The 21,417-nt window shown below is 39.6% G+C and carries 15 protein-coding genes; 6 read left to right on the plus strand and 9 right to left on the minus strand.

Features of this window, described 5'->3' with window-relative positions; all coding sequences use genetic code 11:
* Window positions 1–323: 323 nt before the first annotated feature.
* Window positions 324–1,214: a LysR family transcriptional regulator gene (locus AC27I2_RS19060; RefSeq protein ID WP_487205180.1), complete on the minus strand. Its 891-nt coding sequence runs from the start codon at window positions 1,212–1,214 to the stop codon at window positions 324–326.
* Window positions 1,215–1,378: 164 nt separating this feature from the next.
* Between AC27I2_RS19060 and AC27I2_RS19065 the strand changes: the two genes are divergently transcribed.
* Complete coding sequence (locus AC27I2_RS19065; RefSeq protein ID WP_487205208.1) at window positions 1,379–2,437, plus strand: FAD-dependent monooxygenase; 1,059 nt, start codon at window positions 1,379–1,381, stop codon at window positions 2,435–2,437.
* A 186-nt stretch (window positions 2,438–2,623) separates the two neighbouring features.
* On the opposite strand, the gene AC27I2_RS19070 is transcribed toward AC27I2_RS19065, so the two are convergent.
* Window positions 2,624–3,289: an FMN-dependent NADH-azoreductase gene (locus tag AC27I2_RS19070; RefSeq protein ID WP_487205181.1), complete on the minus strand. Its 666-nt coding sequence runs from the start codon at window positions 3,287–3,289 to the stop codon at window positions 2,624–2,626.
* Between the two features lie 131 nt (window positions 3,290–3,420).
* Between AC27I2_RS19070 and AC27I2_RS19075 the strand changes: the two genes are divergently transcribed.
* The 3 genes from AC27I2_RS19075 to AC27I2_RS19085 all read left to right on the plus strand — a co-directional run bounded on the left by AC27I2_RS19075 (window position 3,421) and on the right by AC27I2_RS19085 (window position 7,768).
* Window positions 3,421–4,272, plus strand: a complete 852-nt coding sequence (locus AC27I2_RS19075; RefSeq protein WP_487205182.1) for a LysR family transcriptional regulator — start codon at window positions 3,421–3,423, stop codon at window positions 4,270–4,272.
* Window positions 4,273–4,667: 395 nt separating this feature from the next.
* A complete protein-coding gene (locus AC27I2_RS19080) occupies window positions 4,668–6,587 on the plus strand; it encodes an ATP-dependent nuclease (protein ID WP_487205183.1) in 1,920 nt (639 codons plus the stop codon).
* A gap of 833 nt (window positions 6,588–7,420) precedes the next feature.
* Window positions 7,421–7,768: a cupin domain-containing protein gene (locus tag AC27I2_RS19085; protein WP_487205184.1), complete on the plus strand. Its 348-nt coding sequence runs from the start codon at window positions 7,421–7,423 to the stop codon at window positions 7,766–7,768.
* Window positions 7,769–8,022: 254 nt separating this feature from the next.
* Here AC27I2_RS19085 and AC27I2_RS19090 read toward each other — a convergent pair whose 3' ends face one another.
* The 3 genes from AC27I2_RS19090 to nhaR form a co-directional block, all read right to left on the minus strand.
* Window positions 8,023–9,063 carry a methionine synthase gene (locus AC27I2_RS19090; protein ID WP_487205185.1) on the minus strand — a complete coding sequence of 347 codons (1,041 nt, stop codon included), beginning with the start codon at window positions 9,061–9,063 and terminating at the stop codon, window positions 8,023–8,025.
* A 31-nt stretch (window positions 9,064–9,094) separates the two neighbouring features.
* Window positions 9,095–10,069 carry a DUF1852 domain-containing protein gene (locus AC27I2_RS19095; RefSeq protein ID WP_055012671.1) on the minus strand — a complete coding sequence of 325 codons (975 nt, stop codon included), beginning with the start codon at window positions 10,067–10,069 and terminating at the stop codon, window positions 9,095–9,097.
* Between the two features lie 514 nt (window positions 10,070–10,583).
* Entirely contained in the window at window positions 10,584–11,477 is an 894-nt protein-coding gene (gene nhaR, locus AC27I2_RS19100; protein WP_487205186.1) for a transcriptional activator NhaR, read from the minus strand.
* Between the two features lie 109 nt (window positions 11,478–11,586).
* On the opposite strand from nhaR, the gene AC27I2_RS19105 reads away from it, so the two are divergent.
* Window positions 11,587–11,898 (plus strand): hypothetical protein, encoded by a 312-nt coding sequence (locus AC27I2_RS19105; protein WP_198522557.1) that lies wholly within the window; start codon window positions 11,587–11,589, stop codon window positions 11,896–11,898.
* A 514-nt stretch (window positions 11,899–12,412) separates the two neighbouring features.
* On the plus strand, window positions 12,413–13,387 hold the full coding sequence (locus AC27I2_RS19110; protein ID WP_487205187.1) for an alpha/beta hydrolase: 975 nt from the start codon (window positions 12,413–12,415) through the stop codon (window positions 13,385–13,387).
* Between the two features lie 170 nt (window positions 13,388–13,557).
* Here AC27I2_RS19110 and AC27I2_RS19115 read toward each other — a convergent pair whose 3' ends face one another.
* From AC27I2_RS19115 to AC27I2_RS19130, 4 genes are all read right to left on the minus strand, one after another.
* Complete coding sequence (locus tag AC27I2_RS19115; protein ID WP_487205188.1) at window positions 13,558–15,891, minus strand: S9 family peptidase; 2,334 nt, start codon at window positions 15,889–15,891, stop codon at window positions 13,558–13,560.
* Window positions 15,892–16,102: 211 nt separating this feature from the next.
* Window positions 16,103–16,681: a DJ-1/PfpI family protein gene (locus tag AC27I2_RS19120; protein WP_487205189.1), complete on the minus strand. Its 579-nt coding sequence runs from the start codon at window positions 16,679–16,681 to the stop codon at window positions 16,103–16,105.
* Window positions 16,682–16,792: 111 nt separating this feature from the next.
* Window positions 16,793–19,993 carry a glycoside hydrolase family 2 TIM barrel-domain containing protein gene (locus AC27I2_RS19125; protein ID WP_487205190.1) on the minus strand — a complete coding sequence of 1,067 codons (3,201 nt, stop codon included), beginning with the start codon at window positions 19,991–19,993 and terminating at the stop codon, window positions 16,793–16,795.
* 111 nt (window positions 19,994–20,104) lie between these two features.
* The gene (locus AC27I2_RS19130; protein WP_487205191.1) at window positions 20,105–21,349 is read right to left on the minus strand and encodes an NADH:flavin oxidoreductase/NADH oxidase family protein; all 1,245 of its coding nucleotides are present in this window, start codon (window positions 21,347–21,349) and stop codon (window positions 20,105–20,107) included.
* Window positions 21,350–21,417 lie beyond the last annotated feature (68 nt).

Genomic DNA, 21,417 nt, shown 5'->3' on the forward strand with positions numbered 1-21,417 from the left:
TTTGTTTGACCCTTTGGTTGTAAAGTTAAAATAAGAAAAACTGGTTGGCGAATAAATTTGATGTCTGAAGTCAAGATTTGACCCCTTTGCTTTCTTGGACCCCTTTGCTTTCTTGGACCCCTTTGGTTTCTTGACCCCTTTGGTTTCTTGACCCCTTTGGTTTCTTGACCCCTTTGGTTTCTTGACCCCTTTGGTTTCTTGACCCCTTTGGTTTCTTGACCCCTTTGGTTTCTGTAAACCCCCGTTACGGTTTGGTTAAAAATACCGCAAGGTAAAGTGGTTCTTTTGTTTCTTTTGGAGGAGAGTTTAGAAAGGGTATGTCTTTATATGAACAGCTGGCAGTAGTTACTCTGCAAATGATCCAAAAAAGCGGTTACTTTCACTAAAGGGTATTTTCGACCAGAATAAAGTGCATGCAAAACTAAATCCTCGGGCTCATCAGGCAAGTTAATTTTAACCAAATCGCCTTGCTCTAACTCCGTAAGGCAAGCGTTCAAGGGGAGTATTGCAAATCCTAATCCTTTTAGTGCTGCAGCTTTTGCCATTTGCCCGCTGTTTACCTTATAGCTGGATACGACACTAATAGCCCCTGCTTTTTTGAATCGCCAAGGCATTCCTTGTAATACAGATAAACTAGTAATACAGGGAGACTTACTCAGTTTATCTATTGATTCTGGAGTAGGGTACTTTTCAAGTAAACTGGGTGCAGCCACCACATAACTTGGCCAACGCAGCAACTCTTTAGCAACCCAGCCAGAATCTTCTAATGACCCACGACTAAAGCGCAGTACTAAATCAAACCCCTCAGGTAATCCTTCTGCAGGGTTGAGCTGAGTATCGCAACTCAGTTTGATTCTAGGGTGCTTGTGGCAAAAATCAGCTATAGCTTCAGCCATGAAAGGGAGATCAGGTGTAATTATTTTAAGATGCCCAGCTATCGAATCACCCACTTGGTGAACTTCTTTCAGCGCATCACCCATCGCCATAATAAGCGGAGATAAGCTATGATAAAGCTGCTCTCCTGCCGCTGTTGCTGTCATTTTACGAGTTGTGCGCTCTAATAATCGAATATTTAAGGCTTGCTCTAATAAAGCAACATGTCGGCTAATGTTAGAGGTTGGCAATTGGCGTTGCTCTGCTGCTCGCTTAAAACTTAGCTGCTCGTATACTTTTTGAAAGCTCAACAGCCATTGCATATCAATATTCTCTAGCACTATTACCTCACAATATGGGATTAACAAACCAACAGTAGCACATTTATCCCAATAAATGATTTTGAAATAATCATTGTGTCTTTCAACAATATGGAATAAGCAAATGAGTAAGGTTAATCATATAGCTATTTATTGGGGCCGGGGTTGCAGGTTTAGCATTCGCTATTTTTGCAAGAAAACAAGGCATAAAGGTGACCATATACGAAAGGAATAGTCATTTTTCCTCAATAGGCGCAGGGGTTACCCTGTGGCCAAACGCTATGTTTGTAATAAAGCAAATGGGTTTAATCAATAAGTTTAGCCAACTAGGTGGTCAGCCAAGCTTTATGCGCCAATTTAGCCGCGCTGATACACAACACGCTGAGTTTGATATTAAAGCACTTAATTCAACAAGCGGCTTTCCCACGATCACTATTTTGCGCCGAGATTTAATAAGTATTTTAGCTCGCGAGCTCAAAAGCCTGAGCGCGACAATTCATTTTAATCGCTCTATAAATACTGAGGATATTCATCAACTAAAAAAACAATTTGACCTAGTGATAGGCTGCGATGGGCGTATGCATTCAGCAGCTCGCGAACTTCTTTACCCCAATACTGTACTTCCCAAATATCAGGGCTTCATCAACATCATTGGCATTAGCAAAATGGACTTAGCTGCATTTAACCAAAGCATTCACGACTACCGCAACAAAACAGAACGATTTGGCATAGTGCCTGTGGCAAATAATTTTTGTTATTGGGCTGCTGCTTGGCCAAGTAAAATAGACAAAACCAAACAAATAGACGATTGGTATAATGAAATGCGTTTGCGCTTTAAAAACTGGCCTGAAAAAATCCAAACAGTATTTAATTACAGCGAACAAAACAGCATAAAGCAGCTATTTGTACATGATTTAGATCCACTTCCATATTGGCATAATGAAAATTTACTGATTATCGGTGACGCAGCCCACGCCCCATTACCTACATCTGGACAAGGCGCCAGCCAAGCACTTGAAGATGCATGGCATTTGTCTCAAATACTTAATAAAGGTGAGCAGCTCGAAACCGTTTTAAAGCGATTTTATGAAACGCGAATAAATAAAACCACAACCGCACAGCAAATTGGACGACAAGTGGCTAAGCAAATATTTACTCAGCAACCATCAAAAAACTCAGCAACGCCAGAAATCTCTGTTACTCAGCTTAGTCAGTTATATATGCAAGGGCTAAATGAGGTTTAGAAGTATAAAAAGTAAATATTAAAATAACATCAAGGAGGAACCTAAACTATTTGTAGGGTATAAACACCTAGCTGACAATAAAAGCTTATTATGGTCATCTTTTCAGCCTCAGCTTTTCATCTCAACACTGTAAACAGGCAGCGGTTTCGTTAAAAAATACCGCAAGGTAAATGCGGTATTTTTATATTATTGATTACTTAACTGCCCCCCTAGAACTGCTGCTTGGCTATAAGCATTATCGAGCGATAGTTGATGGCGTACATCGGCAAACTCTTGATATTCTGAGGCAATTTCATGAATGGTGCTCACGCCTAAATATTTACTCAACGTACGTAAGTGCGGCACTAAATGGCTCATATGCTCACGTATGCCACCTTGCTCAAAACCAAACTCACCGGTTGAGGTGATCACAACTAATATTTTACCGTCCAGCAAAGGCTGCAGTGGGAAATCCCCACGGGAAAGATCGAAATCAAAAGTTTGGTTTATACGTATCACTTGATCAAACCATGCTTTTAACTGTGCGGGCATACCGTAGTTATACATAGGCGAGGAAATCACAATAATATCGGCAGCGGCAATTTCAGCGATTAATGTGTCTGACAAGGCCAGTAACTGATGTTGCTCAGCGGTCTTTTTATCATCAGGTGTAAATACTGCGCCTATCCAGTCTTGGGTAATAAAAAACGGAGGATTCACACCAACATCACGATAAAAATACTCATCTATAGCTTGGCGCTTTGCAAAGCTATCAATAAAATGCTTAGCAATATTTTTAGAGATTGAATCGTGATCTGGGTTGTCGTTTTTAACAGCTCTTACGCTTGCATCAACGTGAAGTAGGGTAGTCATACTGTTTATCCTATTAGTAAATGTAGGTTAATCATCTTACTAACAGGCATATTTCACAAACGAGTAAACCTTAACTATAAATAAGTTATACTCATCTATAAGTTAATTCTATTTGGTGTGAATAATCCCCCATGCAAGTATCACTACAAGCACTCAAAGCCTTTGAAGCTGCGGCGCGTTTAGGCAGTTTTAAAGCCGCCGCGGATGAACTATCGCTCACGCCAACCGCGATTTCGCATCATATAAATAACCTTGAAAACCGTTTAAACGTCGATTTATTTTACCGCCAAGTTAGAAAAATCACTCTTACCCCCACAGGTGAATATTTAAGTGAAGCAACAAGCAACGGCTTTAACCTTATTAATCAAGCGCTAGCTACCGTACAAGCTAAAGGCACCGCCGTTAAAATAACCACTACGTCATCACTGGCCGCACTGCGTTTAATACCCGCATTACAGGAGCTATCAAAAAGTCAGCCCAACCTTGAAGTCGATATATCAACCAGTGAAGCCGTTGATAAGCAATTACACACCTTACCGATTCGCTTTGGCCAGCAGCGCAATATAAACGCAGATGATATTATTAAAACCGAACAATTTAACCTGTTTGGATCATACAAAGCCGCGAATATCCCATGGCAAAATGGCCCAGTTACGCTCTATACCACTAAATGGAAAAACAATGCGCTGAGTGAGCCTCCAATTAAACAATGGCTTACTCAAAACAACTTAGATCCTGCTTTATTTAGTATTAAAACATTTGACCAAGAGCTATTTGGTATTCAAGAAGCTATGGCAGACTCAGGACTGGTTTTTTGCTCAACCACGCTAGTACAACGATTATTAAATACCGAGTTACTTAAAAACTTTAATACCCACGTAGTTGAATCTGACTTTTGCTACTACATACCTAATAAGCAGCGCTTTCAAACCAGAGATACACGCATAGTTTTAGAGTGGGTAGAAGGGCTGTTGAGTTTATAAGTTCTGAGCAGCAATCAAAGTACGTAATAGCTAAAAGTAGGGTTTATTAGCCTACCTTTTCGGGATAGGCTTGTGAGCAGTCAAATTTGAGCAAAGACTGAACATTGAGATTGGATAAATATAATAGTTATATCAATTCGTCAAACAGCTCTTTGCGCGTATATACATGAAAATGAGCGCTGCGCGCATATACTTTACTTAAGATTTTAGAAAACTTAATAATAGTAATACTTTAGGTTATTTGCTAAAACTATATAAAGTAGGCAAATGAGCGTTAAATCGGCAGAAATATGCGCGATGAGCGCACTATTAAATTGTTATAGGAAAAGCCAGTTTCGGCGTTTTTCAAGGTACTACTGTCTAAAATATAAACATCGAAAAAATTGGAGAAAGCTGTGTTCATTTTAACGGAAGCGAAAATTAATAAATACAAGAGCTATACCAATGAACAAGTTGTGAAACTTGAGGATGAAGTAACTACTCTTGTTGGTAAGAACGAAAGCGGAAAGACTGCATTCCTTGAGGCGCTGGCAAAGTTCAATTACTTTACCGATGATGATGAGTTCAAGTTCGATGAAGTTAGAGACTATCCCAGAAATGAGCTGAAAAAGTATCAACGATCGGAAGAAGATGCGGTAGTAATAACTTGCACTTTCAAAATTGACGAAGAAACAATTGATGAAATCAATTCGGATTTAGGCAAAGACGTTCTCGCTACTGAACAATTCAAGGTTGAAGTCAAGTATAAATCTGGCCGAGTTTGGTATCATATAAAATCCAATGAAGAAAAATTTATTGAAAACTTACAAAGTAAACTAGGGTTTGAAAATGAGATTAAAGACTACTTGTTGAAACTAGGCACAGTGAAAGCGGTAGTAGACCATGATGCAGGAGAAGATGAAGAGCTAAAGAAAGTTATTTCTCATATTAACGAAAATATAGTCAAAGAAGCTTTTGATTGGGAAACGAACCTAATAGATGCCTATATAATAAAAAAATATTTGAATCCTCGTATTCCGAGGTTCTGGTACTTTGACGAGTACCATGAGCTTCCATCAAGAGTAAGCATAGAATCGATTCGAAAAAACGCACCAACTGGCGAGTTAACGAAACATCAACTGGAAACAGCAAAGGCGCTATTCGAGCTTGCTGTTATTGATATAGATGAGCTGGCAACTTCATCTAGCTTTGAGTCATTCATTGCTGAATTAGAAGCTACTTCTAACGAAATAACAGACACTATTTTTGAGTACTGGTCAACAAATAGTAATCTCGCAATAGAGTTCAAAATCGACTCTGTTACAAGACAAAATCAACAGCCAGAAAAAATCTTAGATATACGTGTCAGAAATAACAGGCACAGAATATCGTTGCCACTCAAGAACAGAAGTAAGGGTTTTAATTGGTTTTTTTCATTTATAGTCTGGTTCAGTAAAATTCAGGATGACAAAGATAATAACTTTATTCTTTTATTAGATGAGCCAGGTTTAAACCTGCATGCATCCGCTCAAGCTGACTTGTTACGTTTTATCAATGATCTTTCCGATGATTACCAGATAGTATACTCAACCCATTCGCCATTTATGGTTGAGTCAGATGCGTTACATAGAGTAAGAACTGTTTATGACTCTGATTCTGGCAGTATTATTTCAGATGCCATACAGGAAAAAGATCCTGATACGCTATTCCCGCTGCAAGCAGCACTTGGTTATGATATTGCGCAAAATCTATTTGTATCTAAAAACAATCTTCTTGTTGAAGGCCCATCCGATCTAAACTATTTGACGTTCATGTCTAGCTTATTGGAAAGTGATGGGCGCCAAGGATTACGGAATGATGTAACAATTGTTCCAGTAGGCGGTTTGGATAAAGTGGTTTCATTTATTTCTTTGCTTCGTGGTTCAAACCTGAAAATATCTTGCTTGTTGGATTCTTTCAATAATGCAAAAGGAGCCCAAAGGCTTGATGGCCTAATTCAATCGAAAATCATTAAAGATAAACATGTCAGGTTCTTTGATGAGTTCGCAGGTGATGACTACGAAAAAGCCGACATTGAAGACCTTTTTGAAAAGTCAGAGTATCTTCAGATATTTGGAAAGGCCTTGCCCGACTATGGAGTTATCTCTGTTGCCGATCTGGACGATAAGAAGCAAACTATTTTACTTCAGTTAAAAGCTGTTCTTGGTGGCAAGGATTTTAATCACTACAAGCCTTCGCAGACCTTGCTGGGCATGGGGTGTGCCGCAGACTTTTTCTCGAAAGAAACTTTAAGCCGTTTTGAGAAGATGTTCATTGAAGTCAATAAACTTTTTTAGGCTGATCTTGATACATGCAGAGAACAGAATCAGCCCTATAACAAAGCATTGCACCGGATTCGCTTCGCTCGCGCAGTGAATGCGGCGTTAGGGTACAAAAAAAGCCTGCGGTATATTGCAGGCTTTGTGTTTTATTCTTCTATCTCTTTCTTATCTTGTTTGGCTTTATTTAAACCAAACTCTAATTTTAGAAACCAAGCACTGAATGCTGCGGTAATACTAAAACTTATTTTCATAGTCAACGCCTCAAATGGAGTTAGTGACTATCAGGCTTCTAGGTGATTAAGTTTTGATATTTTTAATTTGATTAACTTTTTATATTTTAAGTTTTAGTATTTTTAATTTGATTAGCTTTTTATATTTTAAGTTTTAGTATTTTTAATTTGATTAGCTTTTTATATTTTAAGTTTTAGTATTTTTTAGTTTGGTTAGCTTTTTATATTTTAAGTTTTAGTATTTTTTAGTTTGATAGCTTTTTATATTTTAAGTTTTATGTACCTTTGCCTGACACCTCACGGTAAAACCGCTTAAAATTATTATAGGTTTATATTTTATTCGTTACAAGTGCAAAGTATCCTAACAATCGCTTCAACGTGGCAAATAGCGCTTGGCTTATCGCATTACGCCAAAGTATAGCCAAGCATTACTTGCTCGTTAAGCGGGCGTTGAGACTTTAGAGTTAATCTTTTTAAAGAAAAACAGCCCGTTTCATGGGTTCCAAATGTATTACCTGATGCCGTAAAAGTGCTTAGGGTCGATTACAGGAGCTAGTTTTTTTAACCGTTTTGGCTGTTGGACTTATTCTACAGCCTCGTTATGTTCTAGGAGGAACTTTGACAACAGTATCTAAAGAAAATGCAGAACATTATCAGTGGGGCGAGCAGTGCGATGGTTGGCATTTGGTAAAGTCTAAGAATCTCAGTGTAATCCAAGAACGAGTACCTCCAGGTTGTAGTGAGGCGCGTCATCTACATAAGGAATCAGAACAGTTTTTCTTTGTTTTATCTGGTTGTGCCACATTGGAAGTAAATGGTGAAACTTTTGAGCTAAAAGAGAATCATGGATTCCATGTGCCAAATAACACACCGCATCAGTTAAGTAATCGTTCTCAAACAGATCTGCATTTTGTCGTGACATCTGCTCCACCAAGTCACGGTGATCGCTTTGAAGTACGAGCATAACACTTAAGCGTGCGTTGCCATTCTCTGTAAATGGGGCACTTTCCACTTAATAGATGATACCTAGCGGTCAGTTAGGTTTGATTACTTTTGCTGGGTTTGTTGCACTCAACCCAACTAACTCAACGAACTTAAACCTTTCACCTAGCACCTTTTGCCTTTAACCTTGCTGTGTAAACCCCCGTTACATTTTGATTAAAAAAGCCACTCCTCAACATTTTTAAGACGTGGCTTTTTTCAGCAACTGTAACTAAAAATTAAGCGACATTCGCTGCTAATAACTCGTTACGTACTAGCTCTGCGCCTTTGCTTAGGGCGTTAAGTTTGCCGTTTGCGATGTCGCGGGGCAGGGGGGCCATGCCGCAGTTGGTGCAGGGGTAGAGTTTGTCGGCATCAACGTATTTAAGTGCTTCGCGTAGGGTGTTTGCCACCTCTTCGGGTGTTTCTATAGTATTGGTGGCTACATCGATTGCGCCCACCATTATTTTTTTACCGCGTACGAGTTCTAATAACTCTATAGGTACATGTGAGTTTTGGCATTCGAGCGAAATAATATCAATATTCGATTTTTGCAGCTTAGGGAATACCTCTTCGTATTGTCGCCACTCGGTGCCGAGGGTTTTCTTCCAATCGGTGTTGGCTTTAATGCCGTAGCCGTAGCAAATATGCACGGCGGTTTCGCATTTTAACCCTTCTATAGCTCGCTCTAGGCAGGCTATGCCCCAGTCGTTCACCTCGTCAAAAAACACGTTAAAAGCGGGTTCATCAAATTGAATTATATCAACCCCAGCGGCTTCTAGCTCTTTGGCTTCTTGGTTGAGTATTTTAGCAAATTCCCATGCTAGTTTTTCACGGCTTTTATAGTGATCGTCATACAGGGTGTCGATCATGGTCATTGGCCCAGGCAGTGCCCATTTAATTGGTTGGCTGGTTTGCTGGCGTAAAAACTTGGCGTCTTCAACAAATACCGATTTAGTACGAGACACAGGGCCAACCACTGTGGGTACGCTGGCGTCGTAACGGTCGCGAATTTTAACTGTTTTACGGTTTTCAAAATCAACGCCATATAAGTGTTCAATAAAGGTGGTTACAAAGTGCTGGCGAGTTTGTTCGCCATCGCTGACTATATCTACGCCTGCAGTTTGTTGCTCGTGCAGGGAAATACGCAGGGCGTCGTGTTTGCCATCAACCAGCTCACTGCCTTGTAATTTCCACGGTGACCATAAGGTTTCGGGCTCAGCAAGCCATGACGGTTTTGGCAAGCTGCCTGCTGATGATGTAGGTAATGGTTTTTTCATAATAAATGCTGCCTTTAATTTTGTTGTGTGATTAAGCGATACTTGCCGAGAACTGCTGCAGCACTGACTGATAAGGCTTAATAAAATGCTGCTCAGTAAATTTACCTTGCTCTACCGCTAATTGACCTCGCTCTGCGCGGTCATACACAATTTGCGTTAACGAATGGTCGTCATTTTTTAAATTCGGTTTATAACGGCTACCAGCGGCGGCGTTGGCGTTATAAATTTCTGGACGATAAATTTTTTGAAACGTTTCCATGGTGCTAATGGTGCTAATTAGTTCAAGGTTGCTGTAGTCGTTAAGTAGGTCACCAAAAAAGTAAAACGCTAACGGCGCAACGCTATTAGGTGGCATAAAGTAGCGCACTTGTAAGCCCATTTTTTTAAAGTATTGCTCTGTTAACGACGACTCATTAGGCTGATACTCTACGCCTAAAATAGGGTGTAAGTTTTCGGTTTGCTGATAGGTTTTGTTATCAGACACGCTTAAACAAATAACCGGTGGCTTTTTAAAGTGCTGTTTATAGGTATTTGAGTTTACAAAGCATTTAAACAACTTGCCGTGTAAGTCACCAAAGTTATCGGGAATGCTAAATTGCGGTTTGCTTTTGTTATGCTCAAGTAGTAACACGCTAAAGTCGTAGTCGCGCACATACGATGAAAAGTTATTACCCACCATGCCCTCAATTCGCTCGTTGGTTTGACGGTCAATAATATTGGTTTTTAATACCTCAATTGACGGAAATGCCTGGCCACTGCCTGCAATATCTAAATCAACCGAAATGATCTCGAGCTCAATCTCGTAACGATCCCCTTGTGGGTTATCCCAACTGGCCAGTGCATTAAAACGATTGTTGATCATTTTTAGGGTATTACGCAGGTTTTGTTGGCGGCTTTCACCCCTAGCTAAATTAGCGAAATTTGTCGTAATTCGTGTGTTATTTGACGGATGATAGTTTTCATCCAAGTTAGTGCTTTTAATAGTAAATGTAAGATCAGTGCTCATAGCCGTATCCTTTCAATTTGAGTTGTTACTGCTTTTATCAATGACACATTACTCGCTGTTAAAACCAAACTAACGGGATAACTGTAATGGTGCTTTGCAGAGTTAATAAATTTATACGCGCTATGTAGCATGAAGAAAAACGGTATTATTTCAGGTAAAACATGAGCCAGATTCACGCTTAAGTTAATTAACAGCACTGATTGATAAATGATAAGAGGCAAAATGCATTTTAGCCATCTGGATTTCTATTTTAAATAACAAGCCATGCGGTTTATTCATATAAAACCTGAATAATATTCAATACTTTTAGAACGTGCTTAGGGTTGGTGCTGGCAAGTCTGCTTAGTTATAAAACTTAATAAATTTAATGACTTAATCATCGCATGACCCGCGTTGAAAGTTTAATATAAAGCTAAACGACAAAGTTTTTACTTTGTTATAAATACCATTTTGTATTTAAAAATAGAGCTCTTAATTAAGCCAATTGATATGTACATGACGAATAGCGATAAGCTTACGTTGTTTGAGCGTGCTTTATAAATTCATCATAAATACTGTCTTTAATGAGCCTGTCGGGCGTAAAGGCATAATAATGCTGATAAACATTATTAATTGTACCAATGTAATTAACGTCGTAATGACGCTCTACTTCGGCTCTTACTAAAATTGGCGCGGGGAATATACCAAACCCTTGCTCGCCAAGCGATTTCATTAATGCGCTGTCATCAACATGGCCTGCTATTGTCATTTCAATCTGGTGTTCTTGTAGCCAATAATAAATAGCACGTGCGACGGGGCTTTCTTTTGCGGGGAGCACTAAAGGCTTGTTGTTTAAAGACTGCGGAAACTGCTTATGTAATTGCGAATGCCATGTTTCGTTACCAAAAAGAGCTATTTGGCTTTTACCTATTTCATGGCAAAACGCCTTAAAGGGCAAAGTGGTATCGAGTGGTTTATCGGCTAACACTAAATCGAGCTTATGAATCGCCATTTGTGCCAGCAGTTCATCTTGTTGGCCATCAATACAGTGTAAGTTGGTTATACGGTCGTTATTTATTAAAGGCGCTAGCCACTTCGACACCAGTGATTTGGGTAACACATCTGAAATACCCACCTTTAACGTTCGTGAATAGTGCGTGGTATCACCTTGCGTAGTTTCTAGCCATTCATGGGCAATAGCAAACATATCATTGGTGTATTGCTGGGTTACATGGCCAAACTCCGTTAACTGCAGGCCTCGCCCTTGGCGAACAAACAGTGGTTTTCCTAATCGTTGCTCTAAGTTAGTAATTTGCGAGCTGACCGTTTGCGGCGTTAAATTAAGTATTTTACTCGCCGCAGCAATACTGCCGTGCTTACTTACTTGCCAAAAATAATATAAGTGATTGTAGTTGATGTTGGTAATCATTCGAAAATACCTGTTTTAAAGTAAGAAATAATCAGCTTTTTCCTTTGGCACTAAGTTAGTAGATTACAGTCATGCCTGCAACATAGTTACTATTAAAAGGTGTCATTGCATGAAGCTAAAACTTACAGTTAAAAACAAGATAATTAACGCAAGTGAAAAGATGTCGCTTTTGAAGTTGATAAAAAGCCAATTGGCAAAACATGCTTTAAATATTCGTAAAGTAGAGATTCAGATAAATGATCTTTCGAGTGAGCGCCACGGCACTTTGCAGCAATGTAAAATTAATATTCTTTTGCCTGGGCTACCCAGTATTAATGTAAATACAAAGGGAAGAAGTATGCTGCAAGCAATAAAGCGGGCACTTAAAAATTTACAACACATTCTCGTTAATAAGTATCAACCTTCGCAACCAAGCTCTTAATATCGCACTTGTAGTAGCAAGGATGCTACTTTTTTAATGCCTCTCTAATTCCAAGCTATGTTTAGTTTTAAACGATTCAATTATTACCATTGAGCCTTTAGCGCATTGCTATTGAGCGAAGCCGCCTTTCCCTTGTTGGGTTTCGTTACACTCTACCTAACTTACCGGAACTAAAAATCTTTGACCTTGTTCCTTTGACCTCAGTTGTATACCCCCGCACCATTTTGATTAAAAATAGAGTGAAATTTCAGCCCCTAAATCCATAGAACTTAGATAAAAAAGTAACTCAAAGTCGTAACTAAGCACTAAATTTGGGTTTTGATTAATAAGCAAGTGTCTACCTAATGCCAAACAGATTTATTTACTTGAGAAAATTGAGGTGGATAGAAGATACTGTTAAGGTACTTTGAAATAAAAAAAAATGCCTAACTAACGGCTAAAACCTCCTCCACCTCATAGGACTTTATCTGCTTAATTAAAGTGTTGATGTTCAAGTTTAACTAATGAAGCGAAAATGGAAAATTTCACCAAACTATTAGCAGTTACACTTTATATATTTTCTTTGTCTGGCTGCACTTCAATTGGCAGTTACGTCATGTCAAACCCCGGTATCTATCTTTCTGAAGCACAGTTTATAAAAGCAAAACCTAGCGACATTGGCTTTAAAAAACAAAAATTTTGCTCTTTTAGTACCACTCAATGCATTACATATCTGACTGCTGAACCTTATCAGGCAGCCGAATTTTCGCAAGAGAGTTCTATTTATTACAACCTTCATGCAACTGGTAATAATGTAGAAAATACAATTTCACACAGAATGACACCAGATACATTTAATCGTTTTGAAGGCACTGCTTTATTACTTCATGGCTATGGGGGCAGTAAGGAAGCAATGATGGCTTCAGCTATCTATTTTAGAGCGCTTGGTATGAACGTTATTATTCCAGATCTTTTTGGCCATGGTGAGTCAACTGAAGCATTTGTATTTGCAACAAAAGAGCACGGCATTTTAAATGAACTGCTTGCTGAACCACTTTTAAATCAAACAAATAACCAGACTGTTGTAGTCGGCCATTCTATGGGAGCACTTACTGCAAGTAACTTATTATCATCAGAATATGTTGACGCTGCTATTTTACTTGCCCCAATGATGAGTTTTGAGGTTGCAGCTAAGGAGTACTTACCTTATAAATCGCCTTTGCTTAGTCATTTTTTTCATAGCGAGATTGATAATATTGTTAACCAAGCAATGTTTGAGGCAGGAGTAACCATTCAAGAAACAAATTTATTGCCTAAATTAACTGAGACTAAAAAGCCTGTATTGTTAATTAACTCAGATGTTGACTCTCTATCCCCCCCAGCTTACTTTTCATCTATACAAAATGAGTTAGTAAAAAAAATAACTTTTAATGCTCGCTCTCATTCAAGTTTAATGGTGTTTGATCGTGATGATGTTATCGAAATTGAAAACTGGCTAATAACATGGTGAGCCTTGGCTATTTTAGATGACATTGAGTGTATAAGTCATTTTTTATTATTGTCGGGTTTCGTTGCACTCTATCCAACCTACAGACTGTAAACCCCCGTTACACTTTGATTAAAAAAGCCACCCACTATTGTTAGTGCGTGGCTTTTTAGTCTCTAAACTAACTAATCAAGCTATTGATTTAGTAAGTGCTTTTCAAAAAAGTCAGCCATCATAGTATGGTAATGCAAGGTGGTGCCTTTGCCTTCACGTAGGCTGTGTGAGCGGTTAGGGTATGAGAAAAACTCAAACTGCTTGTTATGCTTTACAAGCTCGTCAATTAAGCGTTCTGAGCCTTGGTAATGCACGTTATCATCGCCTGTGCCGTGAATAAGCAATAGCTTACCGGTTAGGTTTTTAGCAAAGGTAATCGGCGAGGTGTTATCGTAACTCTCAGGATCGGTATTTGGGTTGCCCGCATAACGCTCTTGGTAAATGGTGTCGTATAAACGAATGTCTGGCACGGGTGCTGAAGCAATGCCTACTTTAAATTTATCACCATGGCGGAATAATAAGTTAAGGGTTGAACTACCGCCCCCAGAGTGTCCCCATACGCCAACGCGGTCTGTGTCTATTACATCCCAACGTTTTGCCATGGCATCTAGGGCGTCTACTTGGTCTTGTACGGTAATTGAGCCAATTTTTTTATAAATCGATTTGCGCCAATCGCGGCCTTTTGGTGCACGTGTGCCACGGTTATCAACCGATGCCACAATAAAACCTTTTTGCGTTAACAGTGATTTATATAAGTAGCTATTACCTTCCCAGCGGTCTTGCACGGTTGAGCCCCATGGTTCGCCGTATACGTAAAACACAATCGGATATTTTTTACTTTTATCCATGTTTTCTGGGAACATAATGTAGCCGTCAAGCTCAGTGCCATCTTGCGCGTTTACTTTAAAAAACGCATGCTTTGGTAAGCTTTGTTCAGCCAGTTTTTGTTTAAGCTTTGTATTTTCAACTAAGGTTTTTACATTACTGTGATCGCTCACTTTAATGATCTCTTTAGTCGGTGGCATACCAAACTTTGAGTAAGTATGCATTGCCCATGAGGCATCTTTTGACATGTAATAGCTGTTTGAACCTTCAAACTCAGCAGGTGTGACCCGTACCGGTTTGCTGCTGCCATCAAGCGGTGTGCTGTATAAATAACGTTGACCAGGATCGTTTGGCGAGGCAATAAAATACATTACGTTTTTGTCTTCATTGATGCTCAGCATATCAATAATGTCGTAATCGCCTGGGGTTAGGTCGATAATAGTTTTGCCATCGCGCGATACACGATAAAGATGACGCCAACCGTCGCGCTCACTGTGCCAAATAAAAAACTCACCGTCTTTTGACCAGTTTGCTTTATAAAACCATTCAATAAACGCATCGTCTTTGTCTTCTAAAATTTTGGTCAGTTGCTGCTTTTGCCAATCAAACAACCACACTTTGTTATGGCTTTGTGGACGGTTTAAATCTTGGATCATTAATTCATTACCGGTGCCCGCCCAACTAATACGCGGAATATAACGGTCGCGGTTATCGCCTTCAAGCTCAGCCCAGCGGGTTTGTTTATCACTAAGGCTTACCACACCAACACGCACGGCAGAGTTGGTTTCACCGGCCTTAGGATAAGGGAACTTTTTAAGGGTAGGGTACAGTTCGTCGGTGTTGTTGATCATAGTGAAAAATTTAACGTCACTGGTATCAAGCTGCCAATAGGCGATTGATTTGTTGTCGGGGCTCCAACGAAAACCATCGGCAATAGTGAATTCTTCTTCGTATACCCAATCAAAATTACCGTTAACAATAGTGGCGTTACCATCGGTTGTGAGCGCGGTTACATCGTTACTACCAACCGCTTGCATATAAATATTGTTATCACGTACGTAAGCCACTTTTGAGCTATCTGGCGAGAACTTAGCAAACATTAACTTAGTTGGCTCAACGTCTTTACCACCTAATTGCTGTAATTGGTTAGTCTCAAGGTTAAGTAACCAAAAATCCCCGCGGCTGCGCGAACGCCAAACTTGCTCGCTGTTGGTAAATACCATCAGCCATTTACCGTCTTTTGACCACTGGTAGCTTTCTATTGCAAATGGCTCGTCTGAGGCCTCTGGCAGTAGCTTTTCAAACTCAACCAGTACTTTACGGCCTGTGCCGTCAGCATTGTAAAATACAATGTCGTTACCTTTTACGCCGTGCTCTTTTTCGTCATCGGTGTTGCTGTCGTCTGCTTTTTCTTTTTCGCTTTCGCGCTCTTCAAGTACGGTGTAGCCGGTGCCATCATCTAGCCACTTAAAGTAAGTGCTACGCTGGGTTTTAAATTCTTTATCTTTATAAATTTGCGCGAGTGAAAGTGACGTGACTATTTCAGCAGAGGCCAAGGTAGATGGAGTATTTTGAGTCATAGAACAGCCAGATAAAGACAGCCCCGCTAATATAGAAAAAGCAAGTGCCGAGGTTTTAAGTAATGTCATGTGAATCCCTAAAGTGATATTTACTTACTGCTATTATTTTATGAGTTTTGCAATAAGTTGATTTAGCAATACATACTTGTATTAACCAACCTTAATTTAGCAAACTTTTTTGCTTTATATCAGTATGCTTATCGCATAATAGGTACATTTAAGCCGTATTATTTTTGCTAATCAGTAAACTTCTTTTTTTACAATAGGTTGTTAAAGGTGATTAAATACTTTTGTGCCAGGTGTACTGCATTTGTTTTGCTGTTAGCTCTGCAAGTTCAGGGCTTATATGCTCAGCCACTAAATGTAAGCTCATATCGATACCTGCCGAAATACCCGCGGAGGTTGTAAATTTATCATGCTTTACCCAGCGCTTATTACTCATTACATTGAGTAAAGGGAACAAAGCGGCTAGCTCGTTTATATCTTCCCAATGGGTTGTTACATTTTTACCATTTAATAGCTCTGCTTTTGCTAATAAAAATGCCCCGGTACAAACCGATGCTACTACCGGAGCTGACTGGGCTGTACGTTTTATCCAATCAATAACAGCGGCTTTAGTGAGCTCATTATTGTGAACACCGCCAACCACTAACAATAAATCAATGGCAGGATGATCAGCAAAACTGTAATGGGGGTTTACACTAAAGCCGCCTCGCGCATTGACCGGCTGAATATGTTGCGCGACTAAAAATATATTCCACTCGTTTTTAGCTAAACGTTGAGCAGTACTAAATACTTCAAATGGGCCTGAAAAGTCGAGTACTTCAGCATCATCATATATATAAATACCTATGTTCATTAACGTTCCTTCTATTTCAAACGTTTAAATTAGCATGTTTTACATAAAAAAAGCCCACTATTTAAGGGGAAAAAGCGGGCTTAGGGTAGTCATTTAAAGCTTTATGTATAGCTATTTTTTAGCGTTTAACTTAACAGCTTCAATTTTATAGCTGTATTTGTAGTCTAACCATGGGAGCTCATATTCGTACAAGGGTTTACTACCCCACGAATCCGTTCCACCTACACCACGCTGCTTGTAATCTATATTTACAAAAATGTACGGGGCTTTGGTTAAATCTGATGGGTGCATATTGCGCCGATTAACTTGTTCAGTACTCTTATCGTAGTCGTGCATATCGTAGAAAGATGCATTAAAGCCAATTAAAGGATCGCCAGAGAACTTAACACCAATTCCTTTATCATTATAAAACGTAACGTACCGTACATCCGTTTTGTGACCGTTTTCTTGCGGGCGAACATACGGTACACGTAAAGAGTCAACGTCAGACTGATATAAGCCAACAAAAGCCGATGACTTACGATCGTCGTAGTTTTCGTGAGGCCCTCGGCCATACCACTGTACGTTTTTAAAGTTCTCATTCACAACAAACTGCATACCTAATCTGGGTAAGGCTGAGTACGAATTATGAGGTGCAGCATAAAAGTAAACATCTACATCAACTACGCCATTGCCATTTATTGTGTAAGTTGTGAAGTACCGACTTTCAACGTTATTTAATGTGTGCTCTGTTTCGACTTTGTATTGTGTTGAGGATACTTTTTTACTACTAAAACTAGTCAGTGTTGTATTTGATCCCGCGTGTTGCCACACAGCAAACGAGTCACCATATCCCTTTTGTGGTAAATCATTATCGGTAGGCGCACGCCAAAAGTTAGGCTGCACAGGTTGGTCTACACTATTGGCTAGTAATGGCTTTCTAAAGACATTAATTTCATTCAATAAGCCTGTTTTTTTGTTAAACGTAAATTGAGCGTTTTTAGTAGAAAAAGCTAAAGAATTTTCAGAATCCTTTACTTTTAACGAGGCTGATTTTGTATTAATAGTCAGTGCAAAGCCTGTTAATGCTAGTTGTTCTGATGCAACTACATGACCCGTTGGCAATGTATTTTTAGCGTTTTTGAGAACGGCTTGTACATTTAAAAAATATTCAATGCCTGCTCCTAGTTTTGTTTTAATTGGCAAACTAACACGCTGAGATGTTTGTGGTTTGGCATTAATACCAAGGTTAGCACCTTGCTCGACTTCAACACCGTTGGCCATTAGCTGCCATGACAAAGTAAAGTCAGACAGGTCGGCAAAAAAATGTTTGTTAATTACGTTTATTTCGTAAGGAGCTTTGCTCGTTAACTCAAAGTCGATGTTTTGCTGTACCTGTTTAACTTCCAACAAATAAGGGTAAGGCGTTCTGTCGGCGTAAACTAACCCATTCGCAGCAAAGCTTTTTGCGCTTACCGCAAATGGTGGCTCTAAGTCGCCACCATATGCCCAAAAAAGCTCACCTTTACTGTTTTTCATGGTAAAAGTTTGATCGACCCAATCCCAAATAAAACCACCTTGTAACTGTGAGTATTTTTCAAAGGCCTGCCAATATTCTTCAAGGTTACCTAGCGAATTACCCATTGCGTGTTCGTATTCAATTAAGATCATGGGCCTTGATACGTCATGCTTCGTTTTCGCATAGCGAACAGCCGAATGAATTGGCGCATACATTTGGCCGTATACGTCGGTGTGGCGTCTTAACTGTGCTTGTTCAGATACGACTGGAAATCCTGGGGCTTGACGCTTTAGCCAGTCGTACGACGCCTCTAAATTAATACCATCGCCCGATTCATTACCCAGTGAGCGCATAACAACCGATGGGTTATTTTTAGAACGGTGATACATGTTTGAAATGCGATCTATGTATGCATTTTGCCAGCTAAGCTTATTTACCAAGTGTGCCGAGGGGTCGTACTTACCTTGGTTTGCAGCTCCCATTCCATGTGACTCAATGTTAGCTTCATCCATAACGTATAAGCCATATTTGTCTGCAAGATGATATATGTATGGATCTTGCGGGTAATGAGCCATACGTACTGCATTAATATTAAAGGCTTTCATTAATGCTACGTCTTTTTCCATAGACTCTTTAGAAACCACGTGCCCTGTTACAGGGTCGTGCTCGTGCCTATTTACACCTTTAAATAAAACCGGTTTGCCGTTAACTAAAATATTGCCATTTTTTAGCTCACTGCTTCTAAAACCTATTGATTTTCCGATCCACTCAACCACCTGTTCATTACTATTGCGTAAGCCTATTTTTAATTTATAAAGATTAGGAACTTCAGCACTCCAGGGCAGTACATCATTGACTTTAAACACTGCTTTAACTTGCGTACTTTGTTGCTCTTTTATTTTAGGAACTGACAACGTTTTAGTACTAATTATCCGATCGTTTGCGTCTAGCAGTGAAACGAGCAAGTCAAAGTTAGCGTGGGTTTGCTTAGTGTGGTTTTGTACTGTTGTGGTTAGCGTTAGCTCGCCGTTTGTGTAATTATCTATCAAAGTGGTATTGGCTTCAAAATCACTTATACGCACTTTTGGCGCAGCATATAAATATACATCGCGCTCAATGCCACTCATACGCCACATATCTTGGCATTCAAAGTAAGACCCTGTTGAATAACGGTAAACTTGTAGTGCTAGGGTATTTTCGCCTTTAGAAACGTATGGCGTAATATCAAATTCAGCGGCAGTTTTAGAGTCTTCTGAATAACCAACTTGCTGACCATTTACATAAATATAAAACGCCGACTTTACCGCCCCAAAATGAATAAGGATTTGTTTGTTATTCCAGCTTTCGTCAATGTTAATTATTTTTCGGTATGAGCCAACAGGATTATAGTAACGCGGTAGCTCAATTTGCTCAGTATTAGGTATTAAACAGTAGTGAGAGTGATAAAAAGGAGAACCGTAACCATTTAGCTCCCAATTGGCAGGGACAGCTATTTCATCCCAGCTTGCGTCATTGTAGGTTACTTTTTCAAATCCATCTGGTTTTCTACTAGGAGAGTCAACCCAGTTAAACTTCCACTGCCCATTTAGTAATTTATAGTTATCTAGCTGCCAAGGCTCCATTGTAAATGCGTTTTGCTCGGTTGCTGTAGGGTAATAGAACGCGCGGGGTGGGAGTTTATTGACTCTAAATATACTTGGATCTTGCCATGCCTGCGCTGCTTGCTGTTCTGTTGCAAGGCCTGGCAAGCTAATTATTAATAAATGAAGTCCCCAAAAGCATAGAAGCTTTTTTAGATAACCTTTAAGCCGCATTCTGTTTTCCTTTCATTAGTTATTATCATATAAATATGCTAATTAAACTTTAGCGTATTTTTAACAATTAATAAACTTAATTAATAGAGACAACAACGGCGGTTATAAGGACTATTTTTCAATAAAACGTTTTTTATAGCGCTTTGTTAATTTTATGGCTCTAATTTGGTCGCCAATTAAAGTAAATACCGCTGATGCATTTATTTTTGCAGGTTTGCCTTGACCCATGCGGCGAATTTGCCTTTTTACTAATACCATAGTGGCTAGGCCTGCTAGGGTTTTGTCTTTTAGAGTAACAACAGGTAGTGATGCAATAAAATTTGGCTTTGTTTGCCAAATTTTGGCCAGAGAAGGGTAATATGCACATGCAGTTGCCATCCCTACAAGCGCCACTCCTGAGCTAACAACCGCACTTGCTACACCTAAGCGGCTTATACCACCCGTAGTCATAATAGGAATGCTTGATTGCTCGCTAATTGCTTTGGCAAATTCTAAAAAATACGCCTCACGAGCGAGTGTGCGTTCATCGGCCGTTTTACCTTGCATGGCAGGTGCTTCGTAACTACCGCCCGAAAGCTCAACAAAATCTATATTTAAGTTACTTAACAGGGTTACCACAGCTTGGGCGTCGCTAGGTTCAAATCCACCGCGCTGAAAATCAGCAGAATTTAGTTTAACCGATACCGAAAAGTTACTTGCGCAACTAGCCTTAATTTTTTGAGTTATTTCGGTTAATAAACGCGCTCGATTTTCAAGGCTACCACCGTATTTATCATCACGCTTGTTGGTTAAAGGCGATAAAAACTGGGCTAATAAGTAACCATGAGCCGCATGTATTTGCACGCCGTCGAACCCTGCCTTTTGTACTTGTAATGCCGTATTTGTAAATCGCTCAACAACATCATTAATTTCGTTGTGTGTCATTGCTTTAGGTTGGCCAAATAGATGAGAGTGTTTTCCCATGTTTAGTGGCACGTTAGAGGCTGACAGCACTTTCCCACCCATTTTTTTAAATACTTGGCGGCCTGGGTGGTTAATTTGCATAATAACTTTACATTCATTTTGCTTTGATAATCGCGCAAGCTCAGCAAACGATGTAATATCAGTGTGCTGCTCAAGCGCCAGGCCACCTGGGCCTGTCATAGCTAAGTGATCAACCATAACGTTACCGGTGATCACTAAACCAACCCCGCCTTGTGCCCATGCGCTGTAACAATTTTTAAGTACTTGCGATGGTGTAAGATCGGCTTCAGCTAGGTTTTCTTCCATGGCCGCTTTTACTAGCCTATTTTTTAAAACTAAACCGCTAGGTAAAGTAATAGGTGAAAAGACGACACCTTGTTGATTTTCTGGCATGTTACAAACCAATTAAATTGACATTATCGCCACTATAACTTTAAAGTTAGCTTTAAGGTCAAGGCAGT

The organism is Pseudoalteromonas sp. NH0006-46 (assembly GCF_057547735.1).

Coding starts and splice junctions, on each gene's coding strand:
- AC27I2_RS19070 (WP_487205181.1), bottom strand. CDS start 3,289: ATGACTACCCTACTTCACGTTGATGCAAGCGTAAGAGCTGTTAAAAAC.
- AC27I2_RS19075 (WP_487205182.1), top strand. CDS start 3,421: ATGCAAGTATCACTACAAGCACTCAAAGCCTTTGAAGCTGCGGCGCGT.
- AC27I2_RS19090 (WP_487205185.1), bottom strand. CDS start 9,063: ATGAAAAAACCATTACCTACATCATCAGCAGGCAGCTTGCCAAAACCG.
- AC27I2_RS19095 (WP_055012671.1), bottom strand. CDS start 10,069: ATGAGCACTGATCTTACATTTACTATTAAAAGCACTAACTTGGATGAA.
- nhaR (WP_487205186.1), bottom strand. CDS start 11,477: ATGATTACCAACATCAACTACAATCACTTATATTATTTTTGGCAAGTA.
- AC27I2_RS19105 (WP_198522557.1), top strand. CDS start 11,587: ATGAAGCTAAAACTTACAGTTAAAAACAAGATAATTAACGCAAGTGAA.
- AC27I2_RS19110 (WP_487205187.1), top strand. CDS start 12,413: ATGGAAAATTTCACCAAACTATTAGCAGTTACACTTTATATATTTTCT.
- AC27I2_RS19115 (WP_487205188.1), bottom strand. CDS start 15,891: ATGACATTACTTAAAACCTCGGCACTTGCTTTTTCTATATTAGCGGGG.
- AC27I2_RS19120 (WP_487205189.1), bottom strand. CDS start 16,681: ATGAACATAGGTATTTATATATATGATGATGCTGAAGTACTCGACTTT.
- AC27I2_RS19125 (WP_487205190.1), bottom strand. CDS start 19,993: ATGCGGCTTAAAGGTTATCTAAAAAAGCTTCTATGCTTTTGGGGACTT.
- AC27I2_RS19130 (WP_487205191.1), bottom strand. CDS start 21,349: ATGCCAGAAAATCAACAAGGTGTCGTCTTTTCACCTATTACTTTACCT.